General features: G+C 69.5%; 23 protein-coding genes. 12 read left to right on the top strand and 11 right to left on the bottom strand.

Going from position 1 to position 21,339, the window contains the following annotated elements:
• Positions 1 to 32: 32 nt before the first annotated feature.
• Positions 33 to 1,388 carry a magnesium transporter gene (gene mgtE, locus CKO33_RS03960; RefSeq protein WP_200179528.1) on the top strand — a complete coding sequence of 452 codons (1,356 nt, stop codon included), beginning with the start codon at positions 33 to 35 and terminating at the stop codon, positions 1,386 to 1,388.
• Positions 1,389 to 1,434: 46 nt separating this feature from the next.
• Entirely contained in the window at positions 1,435 to 2,796 is a 1,362-nt protein-coding gene (mgtE, locus tag CKO33_RS03965) for a magnesium transporter (RefSeq protein ID WP_242472457.1), read from the top strand.
• A 268-nt stretch (positions 2,797 to 3,064) separates the two neighbouring features.
• Here mgtE (CKO33_RS03965) and CKO33_RS03970 read toward each other — a convergent pair whose 3' ends face one another.
• A complete protein-coding gene (locus CKO33_RS03970) occupies positions 3,065 to 3,997 on the bottom strand; it encodes a carbohydrate kinase family protein (RefSeq protein ID WP_200179529.1) in 933 nt (310 codons plus the stop codon).
• Positions 3,998 to 4,299: 302 nt separating this feature from the next.
• Between CKO33_RS03970 and trhA the strand changes: the two genes are divergently transcribed.
• Positions 4,300 to 4,962: a PAQR family membrane homeostasis protein TrhA gene (trhA, locus tag CKO33_RS03975; protein WP_242472458.1), complete on the top strand. Its 663-nt coding sequence runs from the start codon at positions 4,300 to 4,302 to the stop codon at positions 4,960 to 4,962.
• Here the strand turns inward: trhA and CKO33_RS03980 are convergent.
• Positions 4,932 to 5,960, bottom strand: coding sequence for a PA2778 family cysteine peptidase (locus CKO33_RS03980; protein WP_242472459.1), 1,029 nt, complete (start codon positions 5,958 to 5,960; stop codon positions 4,932 to 4,934). The two genes, trhA and CKO33_RS03980, sit on opposite strands and share 31 nt — an antisense overlap.
• A 25-nt stretch (positions 5,961 to 5,985) precedes the next feature.
• Positions 5,986 to 6,384 carry a DUF6627 family protein gene (locus tag CKO33_RS03985; RefSeq protein ID WP_200179531.1) on the bottom strand — a complete coding sequence of 133 codons (399 nt, stop codon included), beginning with the start codon at positions 6,382 to 6,384 and terminating at the stop codon, positions 5,986 to 5,988.
• A 180-nt stretch (positions 6,385 to 6,564) separates the two neighbouring features.
• On the opposite strand from CKO33_RS03985, the gene CKO33_RS03990 reads away from it, so the two are divergent.
• The 3 genes from CKO33_RS03990 to CKO33_RS04000 all read left to right on the top strand — a co-directional run bounded on the left by CKO33_RS03990 (position 6,565) and on the right by CKO33_RS04000 (position 8,763).
• Positions 6,565 to 7,863: an MFS transporter gene (locus tag CKO33_RS03990; RefSeq protein ID WP_200179532.1), complete on the top strand. Its 1,299-nt coding sequence runs from the start codon at positions 6,565 to 6,567 to the stop codon at positions 7,861 to 7,863.
• Between the two features lie 30 nt (positions 7,864 to 7,893).
• On the top strand, positions 7,894 to 8,373 hold the full coding sequence (gene coaD / locus CKO33_RS03995) for a pantetheine-phosphate adenylyltransferase (protein ID WP_200179533.1): 480 nt from the start codon (positions 7,894 to 7,896) through the stop codon (positions 8,371 to 8,373).
• Between the two features lie 135 nt (positions 8,374 to 8,508).
• Positions 8,509 to 8,763 carry a YfhL family 4Fe-4S dicluster ferredoxin gene (locus CKO33_RS04000; RefSeq protein ID WP_090485017.1) on the top strand — a complete coding sequence of 85 codons (255 nt, stop codon included), beginning with the start codon at positions 8,509 to 8,511 and terminating at the stop codon, positions 8,761 to 8,763.
• An 82-nt stretch (positions 8,764 to 8,845) separates the two neighbouring features.
• On the opposite strand, the gene mutM is transcribed toward CKO33_RS04000, so the two are convergent.
• The 5 genes from mutM to rpmB form a co-directional block, all read right to left on the bottom strand.
• On the bottom strand, positions 8,846 to 9,661 hold the full coding sequence (gene mutM, locus CKO33_RS04005; RefSeq protein ID WP_200179534.1) for a bifunctional DNA-formamidopyrimidine glycosylase/DNA-(apurinic or apyrimidinic site) lyase: 816 nt from the start codon (positions 9,659 to 9,661) through the stop codon (positions 8,846 to 8,848).
• Entirely contained in the window at positions 9,654 to 10,643 is a 990-nt protein-coding gene (locus CKO33_RS04010; protein WP_200179535.1) for a chorismate transformation FkbO/Hyg5 family protein, read from the bottom strand. The genes mutM and CKO33_RS04010 overlap by 8 nt, the downstream gene beginning before the upstream one ends.
• A 56-nt stretch (positions 10,644 to 10,699) precedes the next feature.
• Entirely contained in the window at positions 10,700 to 11,908 is a 1,209-nt protein-coding gene (locus CKO33_RS04015; protein WP_200179536.1) for an EAL and HDOD domain-containing protein, read from the bottom strand.
• A 251-nt stretch (positions 11,909 to 12,159) separates the two neighbouring features.
• On the bottom strand, positions 12,160 to 12,327 hold the full coding sequence (gene rpmG, locus CKO33_RS04020) for a 50S ribosomal protein L33 (RefSeq protein ID WP_090485023.1): 168 nt from the start codon (positions 12,325 to 12,327) through the stop codon (positions 12,160 to 12,162).
• 13 nt (positions 12,328 to 12,340) lie between these two features.
• Positions 12,341 to 12,577 (bottom strand): 50S ribosomal protein L28, encoded by a 237-nt coding sequence (rpmB, locus tag CKO33_RS04025; RefSeq protein ID WP_090485025.1) that lies wholly within the window; start codon positions 12,575 to 12,577, stop codon positions 12,341 to 12,343.
• A 140-nt stretch (positions 12,578 to 12,717) separates the two neighbouring features.
• On the opposite strand from rpmB, the gene folB reads away from it, so the two are divergent.
• Together folB and folK are read left to right on the top strand one after the other, a co-directional pair.
• A complete protein-coding gene (folB, locus tag CKO33_RS04030; protein ID WP_200179538.1) occupies positions 12,718 to 13,077 on the top strand; it encodes a dihydroneopterin aldolase in 360 nt (119 codons plus the stop codon).
• Entirely contained in the window at positions 13,074 to 13,589 is a 516-nt protein-coding gene (folK, locus tag CKO33_RS04035; protein ID WP_242472460.1) for a 2-amino-4-hydroxy-6-hydroxymethyldihydropteridine diphosphokinase, read from the top strand. The genes folB and folK overlap by 4 nt, the downstream gene beginning before the upstream one ends.
• Before the next feature lie 13 nt (positions 13,590 to 13,602).
• Here folK and CKO33_RS04040 read toward each other — a convergent pair whose 3' ends face one another.
• On the bottom strand, positions 13,603 to 14,361 hold the full coding sequence (locus CKO33_RS04040) for a pteridine reductase (protein WP_200179540.1): 759 nt from the start codon (positions 14,359 to 14,361) through the stop codon (positions 13,603 to 13,605).
• Positions 14,362 to 14,472: 111 nt separating this feature from the next.
• On the opposite strand from CKO33_RS04040, the gene CKO33_RS04045 reads away from it, so the two are divergent.
• The gene (locus tag CKO33_RS04045; protein WP_200179548.1) at positions 14,473 to 15,657 is read left to right on the top strand and encodes a class I SAM-dependent methyltransferase; all 1,185 of its coding nucleotides are present in this window, start codon (positions 14,473 to 14,475) and stop codon (positions 15,655 to 15,657) included.
• Between the two features lie 7 nt (positions 15,658 to 15,664).
• Here the strand turns inward: CKO33_RS04045 and CKO33_RS04050 are convergent, their stop codons facing one another.
• Positions 15,665 to 16,894, bottom strand: coding sequence for a multifunctional CCA addition/repair protein (locus CKO33_RS04050; protein WP_200179690.1), 1,230 nt, complete (start codon positions 16,892 to 16,894; stop codon positions 15,665 to 15,667).
• Between the two features lie 5 nt (positions 16,895 to 16,899).
• Positions 16,900 to 17,829, bottom strand: a complete 930-nt coding sequence (locus CKO33_RS04055) for an NAD-dependent epimerase/dehydratase family protein (protein WP_200179550.1) — start codon at positions 17,827 to 17,829, stop codon at positions 16,900 to 16,902.
• 167 nt (positions 17,830 to 17,996) lie between these two features.
• Here CKO33_RS04055 and CKO33_RS04060 point away from each other — a divergent pair, with 167 nt between their 5' ends.
• Genes CKO33_RS04060 through CKO33_RS04070 form a run of 3 tightly spaced genes read left to right on the top strand, consistent with a single transcriptional unit; the run spans position 17,997 to position 21,298 of the window.
• Complete coding sequence (locus CKO33_RS04060) at positions 17,997 to 19,361, top strand: aldehyde dehydrogenase family protein (RefSeq protein ID WP_200179551.1); 1,365 nt, start codon at positions 17,997 to 17,999, stop codon at positions 19,359 to 19,361.
• 8 nt (positions 19,362 to 19,369) lie between these two features.
• Positions 19,370 to 19,972, top strand: coding sequence for a DedA family protein (locus CKO33_RS04065; protein WP_200179553.1), 603 nt, complete (start codon positions 19,370 to 19,372; stop codon positions 19,970 to 19,972).
• A gap of 21 nt (positions 19,973 to 19,993) precedes the next feature.
• The gene (locus tag CKO33_RS04070) at positions 19,994 to 21,298 is read left to right on the top strand and encodes a BamA/OMP85 family outer membrane protein (protein ID WP_200179555.1); all 1,305 of its coding nucleotides are present in this window, start codon (positions 19,994 to 19,996) and stop codon (positions 21,296 to 21,298) included.
• Positions 21,299 to 21,339 lie beyond the last annotated feature (41 nt).

The raw sequence follows: 21,339 nt of genomic DNA on the forward strand, positions 1-21,339 counted from the left end.
GAACGCCGCCAGCCCGAATCCGGTACATCGCCATGCCAGCCCCCCACGAACACGATCTGGATGTCGTTCTTGAATGCCTGGAGCAGGCCGACCTCACCGGTCTGCGCCAGCGTCTGGATGAGATGCGCATCCAGGACATCGCCCATGTGCTCATGGCCCTGGAGCCGGATCCCCGCCGCGAGGTCTTCCGCCTCCTGGCGCCGGGGCGGCGCGTGGATGTGTTCTCCTATCTCGATCCCCATCATCAGCTGCAATTGATCGAGCAGATCTCGGCGGCGGAGGGGCGCTTCCTCCTCTCCGAGATGCTGCCGGATGACCTCACCGCCCTGCTGGAGGACCTGCCCAAGGAGCAGGTGCGCCGCCTGCTGCGGCTGTTGCCGTTCCGTTCCATCCGCCGCGCCCTGACCCTTCTGGGCTACCCGGAGGACAGTTGCGGCCGCCTCATGACCACGGCGGTGGTGAGCGTGCGTCCGCATTGGAGCATGGCCCGTGCCCTGGAGCACCTGCGGGATCAGGTGGCGGTGGGGGAGGCGGTGAACCTGGTTTATGTCACCGATGAGGACGGGGTGCTGCAGGGGGTGTTGCCCCTCAAGTATTTCCTCAAGGCGGATCTGGATCGCCCCGTGGAGGGCTTCATGGCCCGCAACCTGGTGTCCATCCGTGCCGATGAGCCCCAGGAGGAGGCCCTGCGCACCATGCGCCACTACGATCTGCCCGCCCTGCCGGTGGTGGACGAGGCCGGTGAGCTCCTGGGGGTGATCACCGTGGACGATGTCTTCGACGTGGAGGAGGAGGAAACCACCGAGGACTTCCACCGCATGGGCAGCGTGGGGGCCATGAGCCTGAGCCTGCGGGATGCCCGCCCCGGGCTGCTCTACCGCAAGCGCATCTTCTGGCTGCTGGTGCTGGTGGCGGTGAACATCCTGGGGGGCATGGTGATCGCCGCCTACGAGGAGGCCGTCGAGGCGGTGGTGGTGCTGGTGTTCTTCCTGCCTCTGATCATCGCCGGTGGCGGCAATGCCGGGGCCCAGTCGGCCACCCTCATGGTGCGTTCCCTGGCCACCGGCGAGGTGCGGCCGGGGGACTGGCTGCGCCTCTGGGGGAAGGAACTGGGGGTGGCCGCGGCCCTGGGGGGGACCATGGCCCTCACCGTGGCGGCCCTGGGGTTCTGGCGCGGCGGGGGGGAGATCGCCCTGGTGGTGTCGCTGGCGATGCTGCTGGTGGTGCTGGTGGGCAGCATGGTGGGTATGATCCTGCCGTTTGTGCTGTCCCGCCTGAGGCTGGATCCGGCCACCTCCAGCGCCCCGCTGGTGACCTCCATCGCCGACGTGGCGGGGATCTTCATCTATTTCGGCCTGGCCACGGCCGTGCTGGGCCTGGGTGGCTGAGGGGGCCCCTGGTCCCTGAGAACTCTGGACCCGAGACTGCGGGAAGATGCCGGTGGAGATGATCGAACCCCTGGATTTCGATGACCTGAGACGGCGGCTCCGGGAGGAGACGCATGCGGATCTGGCCGCCCTGCTGGAAGGGCTGCAGAACCAGGACGTGGCTGCCCTTGCGGCCGGGCTCGCTCCGGAGGAGGGGGCCCGGCTGATCCACGCCCTGGCCCCGGAGCGGGCACCGGATGTCTTTTCCTATCTCCCCCTGGAGCAGCAGCGGGGGCTGCTGGGGATCCTGAACGACGACGAACGGACCCGGATCCTGGCGCGGGTCTCCTTTGACGATGTGGCGGCCCTGCTGGACGGCCTGCCGGAGACGGAGACCGAGGCCCTGCTGACGCTGCTGCCGGGGGATCGACGGCGCCTGGTGCGCCAGTTGCTGTCCTATCCCCGGGAGAGCGCGGGCCGGCGCATGACCCCGGGTTTTCTGGCGGTGCGTCCCGACTGGACCCTGGGCCGGGCCCTGGATCACCTGCGCAGCGAGTTCGAACACAGCGAGACCGTCAATGTGGTCCTGGTCACCGATGACGCGGGGCATCTCCTGGGCACGGTCCGGCTCCGGGATCTGCTGGTGGGATCGCCGCGGCGGCGGGTGGACAGCCTGCTGCAGGAGGAGGTGATCTCCACCCGGGTGGATACGGACCAGGAGGAGGCGGCCTGGCTGATCCGCCATTACGACCTGGAGGTCCTGCCGGTGGTGGATGCACGGGATGTGCTGGTGGGGATCCTCACCGTGGACGATGTCATGGATGTGGTCACCGAGGAGACCACGGAGGACTTTCTGCGCATGGGCAGTGTCGGGCCCATCGCCCCGGGGCTGAAGGAGGCCGCCCTGGGACTGCTTTACCGGAAACGCGTGGGATGGCTGGTCATCCTGGTGTTCGTGAACCTGGTCAGCGGGGCGGTGATCTCCCTGTTCGAGCGTTCCATCGAGGCGGTGGTGGCCCTGGTGTTCTTCCTGCCCCTGGTGATCGCCACCGGTGGCAACGCCGGTTCCCAGACCTCGACCCTGTTGGTGCGGTCCCTGGCCACGGGGGAGGTCCAGTCCCGTGACTGGCTGCGTCTGCTGGGCAAGGAGTTGCTGGTCTCCGGCGCCCTGGGGCTGACCCTGGGGGCGGCGGTGTGGCTGGCGGCGGTGTGGCTGGCCGGACCCCAGGTGGGGCTGGCGGTGGCCGTGGCCATGGTGCTGGTGGTGGTCCTGGGCAGTATGGTGGGTCTGCTGCTGCCGCTGGTGCTGACCCGCCTGAGACTGGATCCGGCCACGGCCAGCGCGCCGCTGGTGACGTCCATCTCCGACGTGGGGGGGATTTTGCTCTATTTCGCCGTGGCCACAGCAATCCTGGCCTTCGGCGGATAGTCCGGTGCAGCGCCCCCGCGCAGGGGGCCCTCGGGCGGCGGGTGTGCCTTTTGGCCGGCACGGTCGAGCCGGGTCCCTTCCAGCGGGTCGCCGTGAATACCTCCCTGTAGGCTCGCGCGCCGCATCCCTGCGGCGCACGCCCGCTTCCAGGGACCCGGCTCGACCTCCTATCCTACGGCACGATCCGCCCTTAAAGGGGCCCCTGCGCGGGGGCGCTGCATCTGGGGGGAGATGCCCCGGCCATGCCGGGGACACCTCCCCTTGGACATTACATCTCGCGGCCGAAGGCCTCCTTGAAGCGGGCCTCGATGTCGGCGCGGCTGGGGGCGTGGTTCTGCGGCCCCAGGTGCTCGATCTTGATGGCCCCCATGAGGGAGGCAACCCGGCCCGTGGTCTCCCAGTCCAGGCCGTTGAGCAGGCCCCAGAGCAGGCCGGCGCGGTAGGCATCGCCGCAGCCCGTGGGGTCCTTGATGCCCTGGATGGGGGCGGAGGGGATCTGGATCTGCTGGCCATCGGTGTAGATGGTGGAGCCATCGCCCCCGCGGGTGATGATCAGGGCCTTCACGTGCTGGGCCAGCTCTTCATGACTCCAGCCGGTGCGCTCGCTCATGAGCTGGGCCTCGTAGTCGTTCAGGGTGACGTAGGTGGCCTGTTCCACGAAGCGGCGCAGGTCATCGCCATCGAACATGGGCATGCCCTGGCCCGGGTCGAAGATGAAGGGGATCCCCGCCTCGGCGAACTGCTGGGCGTGCTGGATCATGCCGTCGCGGCCGTCGGGGGAGACGATGCCCAGGGTGATGCCGCTGGCATCGGCCACCCGGTTGCGGTGGGATTCCCCCATGGCCCCCGGATGGAAGGCGGTGATCTGGTTGTCGTCCTGGTCGGTGGTGATGAAGGCCTGGCCGGTGTAGTGCTCCGGCACCACCGTGATGTGCTTCTGGCTGATGCCGCACTTGTCCAGCCACTCGGCATAGGGATCGAAATCGGCGCCGACGGTGGCCATGGGGACGGGATCCCCCCCCAGAAGCTTCAGGTTATAGGCAATGTTGCCGGCGCATCCGCCGAATTCCCGCCGCATCGCCGGGACCAGGAAGGACACGTTGAGCATGTGCACCTTGTCCGGGAGGATGTGGTTCTTGAAGCGGTCGGGGAAGACCATGATGGTGTCGAAGGCGTAGGAACCGCAGATGAGAGCAGACATTGGATCTCCTGACGTGGGTTGGAATCGGACGGGCGCCCGGGGTAACGGCCCGGGGCCGGTGTGATGCGCTCCGCCGGCATCGGTCGGGCCCTGTCATGGCCCGGTGTGCATGAGGCGTTGCCGGGGGAGGATGCGGATGCCGCGGGTCCGCCGCCGCAGTTCGGGGGCGCCCGGAGGTGTTGCAGGGGGCACATGATAGAGGTCTTGGCGGTCAATTGCGAATCCGGAGCCGGCGGGTGTATGTTCATACGGCCGCTGCAGGCCTGAGCGGCCAACCTGAACCAGGCGGGAGAAGCGCACCCATGATGGCGTCCACGGAAGCCTTCCCTGAACGTCCCTATACCCGGGGCGAGGAGCTGGCCAATACCTTCAGCCACGGACTGGCCCTGCTGGCGGCGCTGGCGGGGATCCCCTTCCTGCTGCTGGAGGCGGTGCACACCGGCAGCCCCGGGTTTGTCGTGGGGGTGGCGATCTTTTCCGCCACCATGGTCCTGCTCTACCTGGCCTCCACCCTCTATCACGCCGTGCCGCCGGCGGGCCGGGCCAAGCGGGTCTTCCGCGTCCTGGATCACTCGGCCATCTTCCTGCTCATCGCCGGCACCTATACCCCCTTCACCCTGGGGATCCTGGGCGGTCCCTGGGGGTGGACCCTGTTCGGTCTGGTATGGACCCTGGCGGGCCTGGGGGTGCTGCTCAAGTCCTTCAACGGCATCCCCCACCCGGTGCTCTCCACCGGGCTCTACCTGCTCATGGGCTGGCTGGTGCTCATCGCCATCGTGCCCCTCTACCGGCTCATGCCCATGCCGGGTCTGCTCTGGCTGCTGGCGGGTGGGCTGGCCTACACCGGTGGGGTGATCTTCTTCGCCCTGGACCGGTTCCTGCCCTACGGCCACTTCGTCTGGCACCTGTTCGTCATGGCCGGCACGGTGTGCCACTACTTCGCGGTGCTCTGGTACGGGGCCTGATCCCCCTCTCCGGTCACCGGCACGGGGCAGGTTGGCAGGGAAGGGCAGGGGGCAGGGCCCATTGCCTCCCCGGTGCCCTGCAGCGCCGCCCGGGTCTGGCGATACACCGGATCCGTCGGTGCCAGCATCAGGGCGCAGCCCACCGCCTGCCGCGCCGTTTGCGGGCAGCCGGACGTCTGCAGGGCGTGGGCCAGATTGTTCCAGGCGGCGGCGGTCGCCGGGGCGCGCCGGATGAGTTGCCGGTAGGCCGCCACGGCTGCCGTGGGGCGCTCCAGCGCGTGGAAGGCGTTGCCCAGGGCGAACCAGGCCGCGGTCTCCCCGGGCCACCGGGACACGGCGGCGGCATAGGCCCGCAGGGCCTCCCGGCGATGGTTCGTCTCCTCCAGTTCCAGGGCCGCCCGAAGCCAGGATAGGGGGTGGGCGGAGGCGGGGGGGGAGCCCGGATCCCGGATCACGATCCCCCATCCCCCACCCCGTTGCCAGGTGCGCTCGAAGGTGGACAGGGACATGACGTGACGGCGGCGCGTGCCGGAGCGCAGGAGGATGTGGCTCCGGTCCAGGTCGTAGCCCACCACCACGGCATAATGCCAGCGGGGCAGGATGTTCAGCCCCAGGTTCTGCAGCACCAGTACCGGCTCGCCGGCGGCCACCTCCGCCAGCAGCGCCTCCAGGCGGGGGGGGAGCGGATAGGGCACCAGCCCCCGGGCGCGCACGGCGGCCCGGATCTCCGCCTGCAGGCTGCCCCGCCGGCCGGGGACATAGATCTCCCCCCGCAGGGTGCCGGGGTCCGCCGTCCGGCCCCGGGCCTGCAGCACGGTGGCCAGGGCGGCGGGCCCGCACTGGTAACGCTCCTGGGGGTGGAAGGGGATCTGTTCCAGTTCCACCGCCGTCGGCAGATCCCGGGGCGGGCCCTGCCGTAGCAGGTGGGTCTGGGGGGCCGTGGTGCAGCCGGCCAGCAGCAGCACGGCCATCGGGATCAGGGCCCGCAGGCCGGTCAAACCGGCTCTCCCGCGATGCTGCGGGTCAGTCCACCGGGCGCACGAAGGGGAAGATGTCCGTGGCGCCGATGACATCCGTGATGATGAACACCACGAAGATGAAGGCGGCCACCCCCAGGACGCTGGAGCCCCCGGCGGGCATCTCCTCCATGCGGCGGTTGAGTTCGGCCACCTCGGCATCGCTCAGCCGGGCGACCCGCTCCGCGGCCCGGTCGGGATCGACCCCCAGGGCGGACAGCTGTTCGCGCACCGCCTCCCGATCCAGGGCCTGCAGCAACTGCGCCCGTTCCCAGCGGGCCTCTTCGTCCTGCAGCATCTGTCCGGTCCCCACCATGGCCGCATGCACGGGGGCAAAGACCAGGGGCAGCGCAGTGAGCAGGCAGACGAGGGCGGCGGCCCATCGGGTCTTGGGTCTCGGGGTCATGGCATCGTTCTCCTCTGGCGTTCGGGGGTCCTTGGGATGGATGTCGCTTCGCTGGGTATTGTTGTCTTTGGGCCGTGGCGGGTCAATCGACGCGGCGCACACCCCGGGGGCATGCGCCGCACTTGCGCCCCCGGGACCGCCCCCCTAGGCTGACACGGCGCAAGAGTCGGGGGGCGGGGTATGCACAAGGCCGAGCGGCGGGAGATCCTGGGCTGGGCGATGTACGATTTCGCCAGCCAGGCCTACACCCTGCTGATCATCACTGTCATCTTCGGTGACCTGTTCACGCGGGTGATCGTGGGGGATGCGGCCAACGACTATCGCCTGGGCAATCTGCTGTGGAGTCTGTCCCTGGCCGCCAGCTATCTCCTGGTGGTGCTCACCGGGCCCCTGGCCGGGGCCATCATGGACTTCTCCGCCGCCCGCAAGCGGTTCCTCTTTGGCAGCTATGCCCTGAGCGTGGTGTCCACGGCCCTGTTGTACTGCGTCGCCCCCGGCTGGGTCTGGCTGGGGGTGGTGCTGATCATCGTTTCCAACTTCGCCTTCTCCATGGGGGAGGCCTTTATCGCCAGCTTCCTGCCGGATCTTGGGCCCCCGGAGGCCCTGGGGCGCATCTCCGGCTTCGGCTGGGCTATGGGCTACCTGGGGGGGCTTCTGGCCACCGCCTTTGCCCTGGCGGTGCTGGGGGAGGTGAGCGCAGAGAATTTCGACCGGGTGCGCTGGGTGGGGCCCTTCGCTGCGCTCTTTTTGCTGTTGGCGGCCCTGCCCACCTTCCTCTGGCTGCGGGAGCGGGGCCGGGGGCGGCGGCTGGGACATCTGCGTGCCTATGTGATCATGGGCCGGCGGCGCGTGCGCAGGACGGTGAAGGCCCTGGGCCACCGGCGCGACCTGGGGGTACTGCTGCTGTCGGTCTTCTTTGCCATGGCCGCCATCTATATCATTATTGCCTTTACCTTCATCTACGGGGCCCAGGTGATCCGCTGGGACGAGTCCGTGCGGGTGACCATGTTTGTCATCGTCCAGATCACCGCCGCTGCCGGGGCCCTGGGCTTTGGACATCTGCAGGACCGTCTGGGGGCCCGGCGCATCTATCTGGCCACCCTGGTCCTGTGGATGCTGGCGGTGGGGCTGATCTTCCTGACCCCCTGGCTGGGGCACCGGCTGGGGGTGGAGGGGCAGCATGTCTTCCTGGTGGTGGGCGCCCTGGCGGGGGCCTGCCTGGGGGCGACACAGTCCGCCGGCCGCACGCTGGTGGGACTCATGGCCCCGGCGGGCCGGGTGGCGGAGTGCTTCGGCTTCTGGGGGGTGTCGGCCAAGGCCGCCGCCATCCTGGGCCTGGTGGCGGTGGGGGTGCTGCAGGCCCTGGTGGGGCTGCAGCTGTCTATCCTGCTGTGCATCGTCCTGTTCGCCCTGGCCTTCTGGGTGGGCCTGGCCCTGGAGGATCCCGGCCCGGAGCGGAGCGTGGCCGATGCCCCGTAATCCATTTCTTGCATCCATGCGGAACCCGACATGTCAGTGACCGTCGTCTATCCCGGGACCTTCGATCCCATCACCCACGGACACACGGATATCGTGCGTCGCGCCCAGCGGCTCTTCGACCGGGTGTTGGTGGCCGTGGCCGCGAATCCTTCCAAGCGCCCCACCTTCAGCCTCGAGGAGCGGGTGACCATGGCCCGGGAGGCCCTGGCGGACATGGAGCATGTGCAGGTGGTGGGTTTTGACGGCCTGCTGGCCCGGTTCGCCAAGGAGCAGGGGGCGCGGGTGCTGCTGCGGGGGCTGCGCGCCGTATCGGACTTCGAGCATGAGTTCCAGCTGGCGGGCATGAACCGGCATCTGGCCCCGGATCTGGAGACCATCTTCCTCACCCCCGCGGAGGAGTATGCCTACGTATCCTCAAGCCTAGTAAGGGAAATTGCCTTGTTGGGCGGGGATGTTTCACACTTCGTCTCCGGCAACGTGGAGGCTGCGCTGCGGGCGCGCTTGCGCTAGCATGGGCGGCTGTCCGCCGGGGCGGTGTTGTTCAGGACGGGCAACGGTCACGGACCGCCTGTCCGCCGCCGGCCGCTCGACCCGATACGGATCTGGAACCAGATCTTGACGAGATGACGAAGAGGAAAATGCCTTATGGCCCTGATGATTACCGATGAGTGCATCAACTGTGACGTGTGCGAGCCCGAGTGCCCCAACGGCGCCATCACCCCGGGGGACGAGATCTATGTGATCAACCCCGACCTGTGCACCGAGTGCGTGGGCCATTTCGATGTCCCCCAGTGTGTGGAGGTCTGCCCGGTGGACTGCATCGTCAAGGATCCGGATCACGAGGAGTCCCAGGAGGAGCTCATGGCCAAGTTCCAGCGCATCACCGGCGGTACGGCCTGACGCATTTGCCGGCGATCACCGCAGGATGCATCCAGGAGGGGCCCGCGGGCCCCTCCTGGCGTTTTGGGCCCCGGCCGGACTTTCACTGCTGGCAGCGGGGGCAGTAGTAGCTGGAGCGTCCCTGCTGGGAGATGCGCCGGATGGGGGTATGGCAGACGGGGCAGGGCAGGCCGGCGCGGCCGTAGGCCCGCAGGGATTGGGCGAAGTAGCCCGGGCGGCCGTCCTCCCGCAGGAAGTCCCGCAGGGTGGTGCCCCCCTGTTCCAGGGCCTCCTCCAGTACCTGGCGCAGGGCCGCCACCAGGCGCTCGGCCTGTGCCCGGGTGATGCGCCCGGCGGCCCGGCGCGGCCGGATGCCGGCCAGGAAGAGGGCCTCGGTGGCGTAGATGTTGCCGATTCCGGCCACCACCTGCGCGTTCATGATCAGGGCCTTGATGCTGCTGCGCCGCCCCCGGGAGATCCGGTGCAGGTAGGCGCCGTCGAACCCCGGCTCCAGGGGCTCCGGCCCCAGCCGGGCCAGCAGGGGATGGGGCGGGCCCGCCGCCTCGAACCAGTGCAGACTGCCGAAGCGGCGGGGATCGTGCAGGCGCAGGACCCTCCCCGAGTCCAGGCCCAGGTCCACGTGGTCGTGGGGGCCCGCCGGGGTATCCTGTGCCACCAGACGCAGGCTGCCGGACATCCCCAGGTGCAGCAGGGCGATGCCCGGTGGGGCGTGGATCAGCAGGTACTTGCCCCGTCGGGTGAGGGCCTGTACGGGGCGGCCCGTCAGGTGCTGCGCCAGGTCCGGGGGCACCGGCCAGCGCAGGCGCGGCTCGCGCACGCGGATGTCCGTGAACCGGTGTCCCACCAGGTGGGGGACGAGTCCGCGGCGGGTGGTCTCCACCTCCGGCAGTTCAGGCATACAGACCCTCGATCTCCACCAGCAGGTCCTCACGGCAGATGTCCCCCTGCAGCAGCAGCAGGGGGGGGGTGGAATCCAGGGTGTCCTTCAGCACGGCCTGCACTCGCTGGGCGTCCCCGGGGTGGCGTACATAGGCCTTGAGCAGGGACAGGCGCTCCGGACCGGCCCCGGGGGTCGCCAGGGCCGGCTCCCCCGTGGCCCGCATCACCGCCTTCAGGTTCGCCAGGATCTCGCGCAGCTGGGCACTGACCTCGTCGTGACAGGTCTCGTGACCGACGATGCTGGCGGTGCCGGAGATGTAGAGGTGGGGGGCGCCCGCCCAGTGGCGCAGGGTGGCCCGGGAGAAGGAGGGGCTGCGGGGGCCGTAGCGCGCCGGATAGCGGAAGGCGCTCACCTGCCGCGGGTTCTCGATCTGTCGCCCCGGTTCCCGGCCGGCAAGGAAGTAGATGACCAGTCCCGGGGCCCGGGTGCCGATGGCGGTGGCGGCGGGCAGATCCCCTTCCCCCAGGGGGATCCGCTCCAGGGCCCGGTGCCGTCCGAGGCAGAAGATCTGGTAGCGGTCCAGACCGTCATGGCGTTCATGCAGGCGCGGGAAGTAGTTCCATACCCGCAGCAGGGCGGGGAAGCCCATGTCCCGGTGGAAGGCCAGGAGCCGTGCATAGGCGTGCTCCGCGGCCGCGGCCAGGTCACCGCCGAAGCGATCCTCGTCCAGGTGCATCCAGCCGAACAGGACCTGTCCGGTGCAGGTGTAGCCGATCCCCTCCCGGAAGCCGCTTTGCACCGGTTCCACCGCCCGCCAGACCTCCACCGGGGCGTTCGGGGCGAGGGGGGGGAGGGCCAGTTCCAGGGTGTCCGGACGGGCGGGGTCGGAACGGTTTGCCCCGCCAAAGCGGATCCGGGCCAGGCGGTGGGGATCGTGCTCCGGCACCCCTTGCGGGTCTTCCAGGCGGATGCTCAGGGGCGGTCTGGGAGTCTGTGGCATGGGCTCCATGTTACCAGTTGCGCAGGTTTGTCTTGTTGCGCGGGGGCCTGCCGCTCTCAGGGGCTCAGTTGCTGTTCCAGATCGTAGGCCCAGGCCACCGCCTCCAGGTAGAGGCGGCTGGTGGTTTCCTCCGAAAGCCCATGGAAGCCGCGAGGGCGGTGCGGGTCGTCGGTCTCAAAGGCGCGGGCGCAGTCCAGGGCCTCCCCCATGGGGCCGGCCTGCCGCAGCAGGGCCTGCTTCACCTCCTCGCTCAGGGGCAGGTCCTGCAGGGCCTCTTCCATGGGCCGCTGGATGAGCTGGTCCAGGATGGAGAACAGGCCCACGGTGAAGAAGCTGTCCAGACGGCCCATGCCCGCCGTCCGGGCCAGGGTCTGGCAGGTGCGCGCCCGGATCAGGGCCGTGGGCATGGCCTGGGGCGGGATGTTCTCCAGGCGGCGCAGGGCGATCAGGCTGATCCATTTGCGGATGGCCCGGGTCCCCAGGTAGACCACCGCCCGGTGGATGGATTCCACGGGGCGCACCAGACCGAAGAACGGGGAGTTGATGAAGCGCAGGAGCTGGTAGCTCAGGGAGACATCGCTGGCGATGAGCTGCTCCAGCTCCCGGGGGTCCAGGTCCGGTTGGTGGATGCGGGCCATGAGTTGCATCACCACCAGCTGGTTGGCCATGAGCCGGGGCCCGCGCACCACATTGGGCCGGCTGAGGCCATAGCCCTGGAAGTAGTCGAATCCCAGGTCGCGGCAGAAGGCGAGCTGCTTGGAGGTTTCCACCTTTTCCGCCAGTAACTGCACCCGGTAGGGCCGCAGGCGGCCCACCAGGGTCCTCAGCTCCTCCGGGCTCCACTGCAGCACGTCCAGCTTGACGATGCTGGCCAGGTGCAGCAGGGGGGCGTGGGCCTCGTCGAAGACGTAGTCATCCAGGGCGATGCTGTATCCGGCCCGGGTCAGGCGGTCCACCGCGGCGATGAGTTCATCGTCCACCGGGATGTCCTCGATCACCTCCAGCACCACCCGTTCCGGCGGCAGGGCCATGGCGATCTCGCCGGTAAGGAAGTTGCGGGTGAGGTTGATGAAGGCGAGGTGTTGACCCACCAGGCGGTCCAGGCCCAGGTCGATAAAGGCGCTCTGGATCACCTCGGAGGTGGCCGCGTCCCCGTCCGGGAAACGGGCCTGGTTCTCGGGGCTGTCCCGGAACAGGAGTTCGAAGGCCTGGACGCGGAACTCCCGGTCATAGATGGGCTGTCTTCCTACGAAGGCCTCTGACATGGGGCGGGGCGGCATCCGGCCGATGCGCTGTTAGGGGCGAGATGCTAAGAGTAGCAGGGTCGGTTCATCCGGCACATCCCCGCGATGGCGGAGCCTGGCGTCCGGATGCGGGTAGGCCATAGATGGGCAGTCCGGCAGCGGGGAGGCGCCGCTGGTGTGTCGGCAGGGTCCGAAACCGATCCGGCCGCCCAGGGGGCGGCCGGAGGGGGCGCCCCGGGAGAGGGGCGTGAATCAGCCCGGAAGGGGAGGCCTTACTTGATCTTGGCTTCCTTGTACATCACATGCTTGCGCACGACGGGATCAAACTTCTTGATCTCCATCTTCTCGGGCATGTTCCGCTTGTTCTTGGTGGTCGTGTAGAAATGACCGGTGCCGGCGCTGGAGACCAGTCGGATCTTTTCCCGGATGCCTTTTGCCATCGTCTTGTCTCCTTCAGATTCGTTCGCCGCGGGCCCGCAGCTCCGCCAGGACGCTGTCGATGCCCTTCTTGTCGATGATGCGCATCCCCTTCTGGCTCAGGCGCAGCTTGACGAAGCGGTTCTCGCTCTCCACCCAGAAGCGGTGTTCGTGCAGGTTAGGCAGGAAGCGGCGACGGGTCTTCCTGTGCGCGTGGGACACGTTGTTCCCGCTCATCGGGCGCTTACCCGTGATTTGGCAGACTCGGGCCATGGGGTGTTCTCCGGAAAAACCAGGCTGATTGGAAAGGCGCAGAACAGTAGCAGATACCCCCCTCGGGGGCAAGTCCCGCGGGTCCCCGTGCCCCGGCCGGGACTGGTCCCCGCCGGGGCCGGCGTATATAGTCGCATCCCATGGATATTGTCTACATTCGCGATCTGAGGGTCGAGACCACGGTCGGGATCTTCGACTGGGAGCGCAGCATCCGCCAGCAGGTGCGCATCGACCTGGAGATGGGCACGGACATCCGGGCCGGGGCCGGCAGTGACCGCATCCAGGATGTGCTGGATTACAAGACAGTGGCCAAACGGGTCATCGCTTTGGTGGAGGGGAATCAGCGGGAACTGGTGGAGGCCATGGCCGAGGACATCGCCGAAATGCTCCTGCGGGAGTTCCCCATCCCCTGGCTTCGCCTCACCCTGGGCAAGCCCGGGGCCGTGCGCGGGGCCCGGGAGGTGGGGGTGGTCATCGAGCGCGGGGAGCGCACCCCATGACGGCACACTCCCCCCTGCGCCGGGCCTACGTGAGCATCGGCTCCAATGTGGACCGGACCCGGCACGTGCACATCGCCGCCGACGAACTGCGGGCGGCCTTCGGCGCGGTGACCTTCTCCCCCGTCTACGAGACCGGGGCCGTGGGTTTCGACGGCCAGCCCTTCTACAATCTGGCGGCGGGGTTTGACACCCGGCTCTCCCCCGAGGACCTGGTGGACCGGCTCAAGACCATGGAGGCGCGCCACGGCCGCAGCTCCGGCGGTGCCCGTTTCGCCGACCGGACCCTGGATCTGGACCTGCTGCTCCTGGGGGACTGCATCCGGGAACGGCCGCAGCTGCCCCGGGGGGATATCCTCCGCCACGCCTTCGTCCTGTGCCCCCTGGCGGATATCGCCGCGGACCTGCCCCATCCCGTACTGGGATGCAGCATCGGGTCCCTCTGGGCCGGGTTCGAGCCCGGCGGGCAGTGGCTGCACCGGGTGGATTTTCCCTGGAACGACGTCCCCCGCTGAGCGGGGTCCGGGATCACTGGGTGGTGGTGCGTCCGCCATCCACGGGGATGAGCTGGCCGGTGATATAGTGGGCATCGCGGATCAAAAACAGCGCGGTGCGGGCGATATCCTCCGGTGAGCCCTCGCGCTTGAGGGCCGTGCGCTGGATCATCTCCTGGTGGGTGGCGGCGTTCTCCTCCGCCTCCGGCCAGAGGATGGCCCCGGGGGCGATGCCGTTGACCCGCACCCGCGGACCCAGTTCCCGCGCCAGGGCCTGGGTGAGCATCCACAGCCCTGCCTTGGCGGCGCAGTACAGGGGGTAGCCCTGCAGGGGGCGCAGGGCGTGGATGTCCACGATGTTGACGATGCAGCCGCCGCTGCGGCTCAGGGCCGGGGCCAGGGCCTGGGAGAGGAACAGGGGCGCCTTGAGGTTGGTCCCCATGAGATCGTCCCAGTGGGCCTCGGTGATCTCCCCCAGGGGGGTGGGATAGAAGGTGGAGGCGTTGTTCACCAGTACGTCCACCCGCCCGAAGGCCGCCTGTGCCGCCCGGGCCAGACGCTGCGGTCCGCCCGTCTCCAGGAGTTCCCCGTCCACCAGGTGCACGGAGCCCGCACGCCGGGCCTCCAGTTCCGCCTGCAGCTGGAGGGCCGCCTCGCCGGAGCGGCGGTAGTGGATCACCAGGTCCATGCCTTCGTCGTGCAGGCTGCGGGCAATGCTGGCGCCGATGCGCCGTGCCCCACCCGTGATCAATGCCGTGCGCCCCTGCAGGGGTTTTTCCGTTGTCTGTTCCACGCTTATGGCTCCCTCTTGCGGCCGTGGCGCGATGCGCAGCGCCCTTGAGCCCCGCCGTCCCCGGGGCGACAATCCCGGCCCGTATCCCCGTAATCTTGTTGGACCGTACCCATGTCCGTGGATTCCCCGCTGCCCGAACCCGATCCCGAGGCCCTGAAGGTCAGCCGACGGCTGGCACGGCAGATTCAGGAGGAGAGTAACGCAGGAGGCGGCTGGCTGTCCTTCCGCCGCTACATGGAGCTGGCCCTGTATGCCCCGGGGCTGGGCTACTACGCCGCCGGCAGCCACAAGCTGGGGCGGGGCGGGGATTTCGTCACCGCCCCGGAGATCTCGCCGGTCTTCGGCCAGTGCCTGGCGCGCCAGTGTGCCCAGGTGCTGCGGGCCCTGGACGGCGGTTCCATCCTGGAGTTCGGTGCCGGCAGCGGTCGCCTGGCGGTGGACATGCTCCGGGCCCTGGATGACTTGGGGACCCTGCCGCAGGCCTACGCCATCCTGGAGCCGAGCCCGGATCTGCGCCAGCGCCAGGAGGCCGCAGTGGCGGAACTGCCCCCGGATCTGCGCGCGCGGGTGCATTGGCGGGACACCCTGCCCGATCCCGGCAGCTTCCGGGGCGTGATGCTGGGCAACGAGGTGCTGGACGCCATGCCGGTGGAGGTCTTCCGCTGGGATGGGGCCCAGGTGCAGGAGCGGGGGGTCTGCATGGGCGAACGCGGACTGGAGTGGGCCGAGCGCCCGGCGGGGGAGGCCCTGGCGGAGCGGGTTGCGGCGCTGCGGGCCGAGCTGGGGGACACCTGGCCGCCGGATTACCTCTCGGAATGGAACCCGGGGCTGGGGCCATGGGTGCGCGCCCTGGGGGAGTCCCTGGAGCAGGGGGTGGTCCTGCTCCTGGACTACGGCTATCCCCGGGCCGAGTACTACAGCCCCGAGCGCCATCGCGGCACCCTCATCGCCCACTACCGCCACCGCGCGCTGGAGGACCCCCTGGCCTGGCCCGGCCTGATGGACATCACCGCCAACGTGGATTTCACCGCCGTGGCCGAGGCGGGCCGGGCGGCGGGCCTCGCGCTGCTGGGCTACACCTCTCAGGCCTGGTTTCTCATGGGGGCGGGGCTGGAGTCGGTGCTGGCCGCCCGCGCCAGCGAGGACCCCGGGGAGCAGGTGGCCCTGGCGGCCCAGGTGCGTATGCTCACCCTGCCCTCGGAGATGGGGGAGCGGTTCCAGGTGATGGCCCTGGGCCGGGGGATGTCCGTGCCCCTGGACGGGTTCACCGGCCGGGATCTGAGCCGGCGGCTCTGAGGACTGCTCAGCCGCGGCCTTCCTCCCGCAGGCGACCCACGGCCCGCACCCGGCGCCGGTGCATCTCCTTGCGGATGTCGGGTCCCTGGAAGCCGTCCGCCATCACCTCCCGGGCCTGTACCGCCTGGCAGCGCTCCAGGGCCAGGCGTACATGATCCGCCTGGGGATAGGGGCGTGATTCGAAGCCGGTGCGGCCGCGGTAGTCCGCCTCGCAGGCCAGCAGGATGGCGTCCGGGCGTTCGGGACGGCGGAAGGCATCCAGGTCCTCCAGGGTGCGCACCAGGGTCTCCGGGCGCAACTCGAAGGCCCGGTGGATGTGGCCGTGGTAACGGGACATGGCCCGGGCCGTATCGCGGTAGCGGTTGGGGATGCGGTAGCGCGCGCAGAGGGCGTCGATCAGACCCACGCCCCGCTGTTCGTGCCCCCGGTGGCTGGGCAGGATCTCGGCCGGCGTGGTGCCCTTGCCCAGGTCGTGGGTGAGGGCGGCGAAGCGCACCACCGGGTCCGGGGACAGTGCGGCGGCCTGCTCCAGCACCATGAAGGTGTGTACGCCCGTGTCCACCTCCGGATGGTAGCGGGGGGGCTGGGGGACACCGAACAGGGCCTCCAGCTCCGGGAAGAGCACGCCCAGGGCCCCGCAGGCCCGCAGCACCCGGAAGTAGACGGCGGGGGCATCGCTGATCAGGGCCTTCTCCGTCTCCCGCCAGACCCGCTCCGGGGTGAGGCTGTCCAGTTCACCGCTGGCGGTCATGTGCCCCATGAGGGCCAGGGTCTCGTCCGCCACGCGAAAACCCAGGGGGGCCAGGCGGGCGGCGAAACGGGCCACCCGCAGCACCCGCAGCGGGTCCTCGCTGAAGGCGGGGGAGACATGGCGCAGCAGCCGGTCCTCCAGGTCCCGCCGGCCGCCGAAGGGGTCCACCAGGTGCCCCCGGGCATCCCGGGCCATGGCGTTGATGGTCAGGTCGCGCCGGGCCAGGTCCTCCTCCAGGGTGACCCCCGGATCGGCATGCACCTGAAAGCCCCGGTGGCCGGGGCCCGTCTTGCGTTCGGTGCGGGCCAGGGCATGCTCCTCGCCGGTCCCGGGGTGGAGGAAGACGGGGAAATCCCGCCCCACCTGGCGGAAGCCGCGGGCCGCCATGGCCTCCGGGGTGGCCCCCACCACCACCCAGTCCTTCTCCTTCACCTCAAGGCCCAGGAGTCCGTCCCGGACCGCACCACCCACCAGATAGGTCTCCATGGGGATCAGTGGGGGCGGCTGCGCCATTGCTGCAGGTGACCCTGCCGGTCATCCGGGACCAGCACATCGGCGGCCACGGTCTCCAGGGGGGTGGGGCAGGGATCCCCCGCCGGGCACTGGGCCCCCACCCGCAGGGTGCGGTGCCGGTCCAGACCGGCGTGGTTGCCGGGCAGATGGCCCGTGAGCCAGGCCCGGGGGCCGGCCAGGGCGTCCGGCAGGGGCAGGATGCGGCAGGGATGGTTCAGGGTGTGGGCCACGTAGGTGGCCAGTTCCGCCAGGGTGTAGCTCTGCGGGCCGCACAGGTCGTGCCGCTCCCCGCCCCGGTGGGGGCTGAACAGGGCCTGCACGAGCCGTTCCACCACATCCATGACATAGACCGGGGCCAGCCGCGCCCCGGCGTTGGCCAGCACGAGCCGCCGGCGTTCCCGGATGCGGGCCGCCAGGGGGGTGAGCAGGGCGTCCCCGCGGCCGATGATGGGGGCGGGGCGGAAGCTGGTCACGTGCACCTCCTCGGCCATGGCATGCACCAGATCCTCGCCGGCCCCCTTGGTGCGCAGGAAGGTACTGGCGCCGCCGTGGGCATCGGCATGCAGGGCGCTCATGTGCAAAAGGCGCTGCACCCGCGCCAGCCGCGCCGCCTCCACCACGGTGCGGGGCAGGTCCACGTGCACCCGGCGCTGCAGCTTGGCACCGCCGTCGGGGATCCCCACCAAGTGGATGACGGCATCACTGCCCTCAAAGGCGTGCTGCAGATCGGTGACGTTGCCGTAGTCCGTTTCCACCAGCACCACACCGGGCAGGACCAGCAGGGGGCGGGCCCGATGGGCACGGCGCGTGAAGACCTTGACCTGCAGGCCGGCCGCAGAGAGGGCCTTCACCAGGTGGCGACCGACAAAGCCGGTCCCTCCGAGGACACAGACCGTCCGGATATTCATCGGAAGACGTTCCTTTTTGGTTGCATGACGTGCGGGCGTCCCGGGCGACGGCGCTCGCACGGCCGGGGCAGGGCCGGCGGAAACGGAACCGGGTTGATCATTCCGATCCCCCGGGTGGGGCGCAATATATTATGGTAAGGCTTCAACATTTGCAGAGGAGTTCACCTGTGCCCATGAGTTCTGTCAATCCCGCCAACGGTTCCGTGCTCGAGGTGTTCGAGACCTGGGACCGGGTGCGAATTGACAAGGCCCTCGCCACGGCGGAGCGTGCCGCCGCCGATTGGCGGGCCCTGCACCTGGACGAGCGTGTGGCGTATCTGCGCCGCGCCGCCGGGCTCCTGCGCGAGCGCCGCGAGACCCTGGCGGGGAGGATCACCCGGGAGATGGGCAAGCTCCTGCGGGAGGCCCGCACCGAGATCGACCGCTGCGTCACGGTGTGCGACTACTACGCCGACCACGCCGCCGCCTTCCTGGTGGACGAGCCCATGGAGGTGGCGTGGGGACGCGCCCTGCGGGTGCATCAGCCCCTGGGGACCATCCTCGGGGTCATGCCCTGGAACTTCCCCTTCTGGCAGGTCTTCCGTTTTGCCGCACCGACCCTGCTGGCGGGGAATACCGTACTGCTCAAGCACGCCTCCAACGTTCCCCGCTGCGCCCTGGCCATCGAGGAGGTCTTTCGCGACGCGGGCCTCCCCGCCGGGGTCTTCCAGAGCCTGATGGTGCCCGCCAGCGCCGTGGCCGGGATCCTGGCCGACCCGCGGGTTCACGGCGTCAGCCTCACCGGCAGCGAGAAGGCGGGCCGGGCGGTGGCCGCCGCCGCCGGCGAGGCCCTCAAGCCGTCGGTGCTGGAACTGGGGGGATCGGACCCCTTCATCGTCCTGGAGGATGCCGACCTGGACCGGGCAGTGGAACAGGCCCTGGTCTCCCGCTTCCAGAATGCCGGTCAGAGTTGTATCGCGGCCAAGCGCTTCATCCTGCTGCCGCAGGTGGCGGAGGCCTTCCTGGAGCGGCTGCGGACCGGTGTGGAGGCCCTGGTCCCGGGGGATCCGACCCGGGAGGAGACCACCCTGGCCCCCATGGCCCGGGAGGATCTGAGGGACGAGTTGCATGCCCAGGTGGAGCAGTCCCTCGCCGCCGGGGCTGTGGCGGTGACCGGCTGTCGCCCCCTGCCCGGCAAGGGGGCCTGGTACGCCCCTTCCATCCTGGATGGGGTGACGCCGCAGGCCCGGGCCTATCACGAGGAACTCTTCGGCCCTGTGGCCACGGTGATCCGGGCCCGGGACGAGGCGGACGCCGTGCGCATCGCCAACGAGACCCGCTTCGGCCTGGGGGGCAGCGTCTGGACCCGGGACCCGGAACGGGGCGAGGCGGTGGCGCGCCGCCTGGCCTGCGGCAACGCCTTCGTCAACGCCCTGGTGAAGAGCGACCCGGCCTTGCCCTTTGGCGGGGTGAAGGATTCCGGTTACGGGCGTGAACTGGGACGGGATGGCATGCTCGCCTTCGTCAACCTCAAGACCCTGCGTCTGGGCTGAAGGGGCCCATGTCCCCGGAGGAACTGTCCACGGAGGTGGTGCGCGAGTACGGCTACTGGGCCCTGGGGGTGCTCATGCTGGTGGTGGCCCCCGAGGCCCTCATGCCCTTCGTGGGCTTTCTGGCGCACCAGGGGATGCTGGGGTTCTGGCCCTCGGTGCTGGCGGGCACGGCCGGCGGCACCGCCGGTTCCCTGATCATCTATGCCGTGGTGCGCCGCGCCGGTGAGGCCCGGGTGCGGGCCTGGATGGTTCGCCATGGCCACTGGCTGCTGCTGCACGAATCGGATCTGGACCGCATCCTCCGCTTGTTCGCCCGGCGCGGCCGTTGGTTCGTGGCCCTGGGGCGGCTCCTGCCCAGCATCCGCAGCCTGGTGAACATCCCGGCGGGGTTGCTGCCAATGCCCTTCGCGCCCTTCCTCTGGCTGACCCTGCTGGGCACCCTGGGATGGAACCTGGTGCTGACCCTGGCGGGGTATTGCCTGGGGGCCCAGTGGAGCCTGCTGGAGCCCTATCTGGGGTTCTACGGGACCCTGGTGATCGTGCTCCTGGTGCTGCTGGCCGGGATCTTCACGGTCCGGCGGCTGCTGCGGCGCTCGCTGGGCGGACGCTGAACGATGAGAGGGACGATGGGCATGGGATGCTGTACGGGCGGGGGGTTGCGGGCCACGGGGCTTGGGCTGCTCCTGTGGATGTCCGGCCTATGCGGGGCCGGGGCGCAGGAGGCCTTCGTGGTGGAGTCGATCCGCTTCGAGGGCAACGAGGTCACCCGGGACACGGTGTTGCGTCAGGAACTTCTCTTTCAAGAAGGGGATCCCCTGGATCGCGAGGCGGTGGAGGAGACCCGCCAGGCCCTGATGAACCTGGGGCTGTTCCAGTCCGTGCAGGCCCGGGTGGAGACCACCGGGGAGAAGGCCAGCGTCGTCTACCATCTGGAGGAGAAGTATTACTTCTTCCCGCTGCCCCGCCTGAGCCGCACCTCCGATGGCGATGTGCGTTACGGCGGCGATCTGCGTTTCGACAACTTCCTGGGGCTGAACCAGAAACTGCGGTTTTTGCTGGAATGGGAGGATGCCGGCAGCGATGCCTCGGCGGAGGGCTCCCGGCGTCTGGATCTGAGTTACGAGGTGCCGCGTCTGCCGGGGTCCGCCTGGGGGGTGGCTCTGGAGGTCAAGGACGAGCACCTGAACGAGTCCGGGGCGGATGAGTCGGAGCATGTGCCCTACGATGAGACGATCCGGCGCCTGGGGGTATCCGTCTCCCGCTGGCTGGATCGCCGGGGTCCCAGTTCCGGCTGGCGCGCCGGTCTGGGGGTGGCCTGGGAGCAGCGCCGGTATGAGCGCCTCCAGGTCCCCGGCCCGATCCCCGACGGGGCCCGGGACATCACCTGGTCCGGCAGTCTGCGCTATACGGATGTGACGGACCTGGGGGTGCGCCGCGAGGGGGTGGCCTATGGCGCGGGACTGTCCTTGGGCAGCCCCGCGCTGGGCTCCTCCCGGGGGCATCAGTCCCTGTCCCTGGATTACCGGGCCTACCGTCCTCTGGAGGAGGGACCCCTGCCATCGAACCTCAATTACCGTTTTCGCCTGGCGCTGGCCAGCGGCAGCGCCTTTGGCGGCGAGCCCCATTCCCTGGGGGGCAGCGATCAGTTGCGGGGCTATCCCCGGGACTACCGCAAGGGGGACGTACTCGCGCTGCTCAACACCGAATACCTGCGCCCGGTCCTGGGCAATCCGGAACTGCGTGCCGTGGGCTTCGTGGACGTGGGCGGGGTCTGGCCCCGCCGCCATGTGGATCTGTCCGACCTGCATGCCGGGGTGGGGGTGGGGCTGCGCATCAATCTCAAGTGGTTCGTGCGCACCAACCTGCGGCTGGACTATGCCTATGGCATCGACGCCCGTGAGAGCAAGGTGTATGCCGGCACCAGCCACACCTTCTGAAGGTGCCTTTTCCTGTAGGGCGTTCCCCTGTAAAGTATTGA

Origin of the sequence: Ectothiorhodospira mobilis (genome assembly GCF_016584115.1) — a bacterium.
Classification (GTDB): Bacteria; Pseudomonadota; Gammaproteobacteria; order Ectothiorhodospirales; family Ectothiorhodospiraceae; genus Ectothiorhodospira; species Ectothiorhodospira mobilis.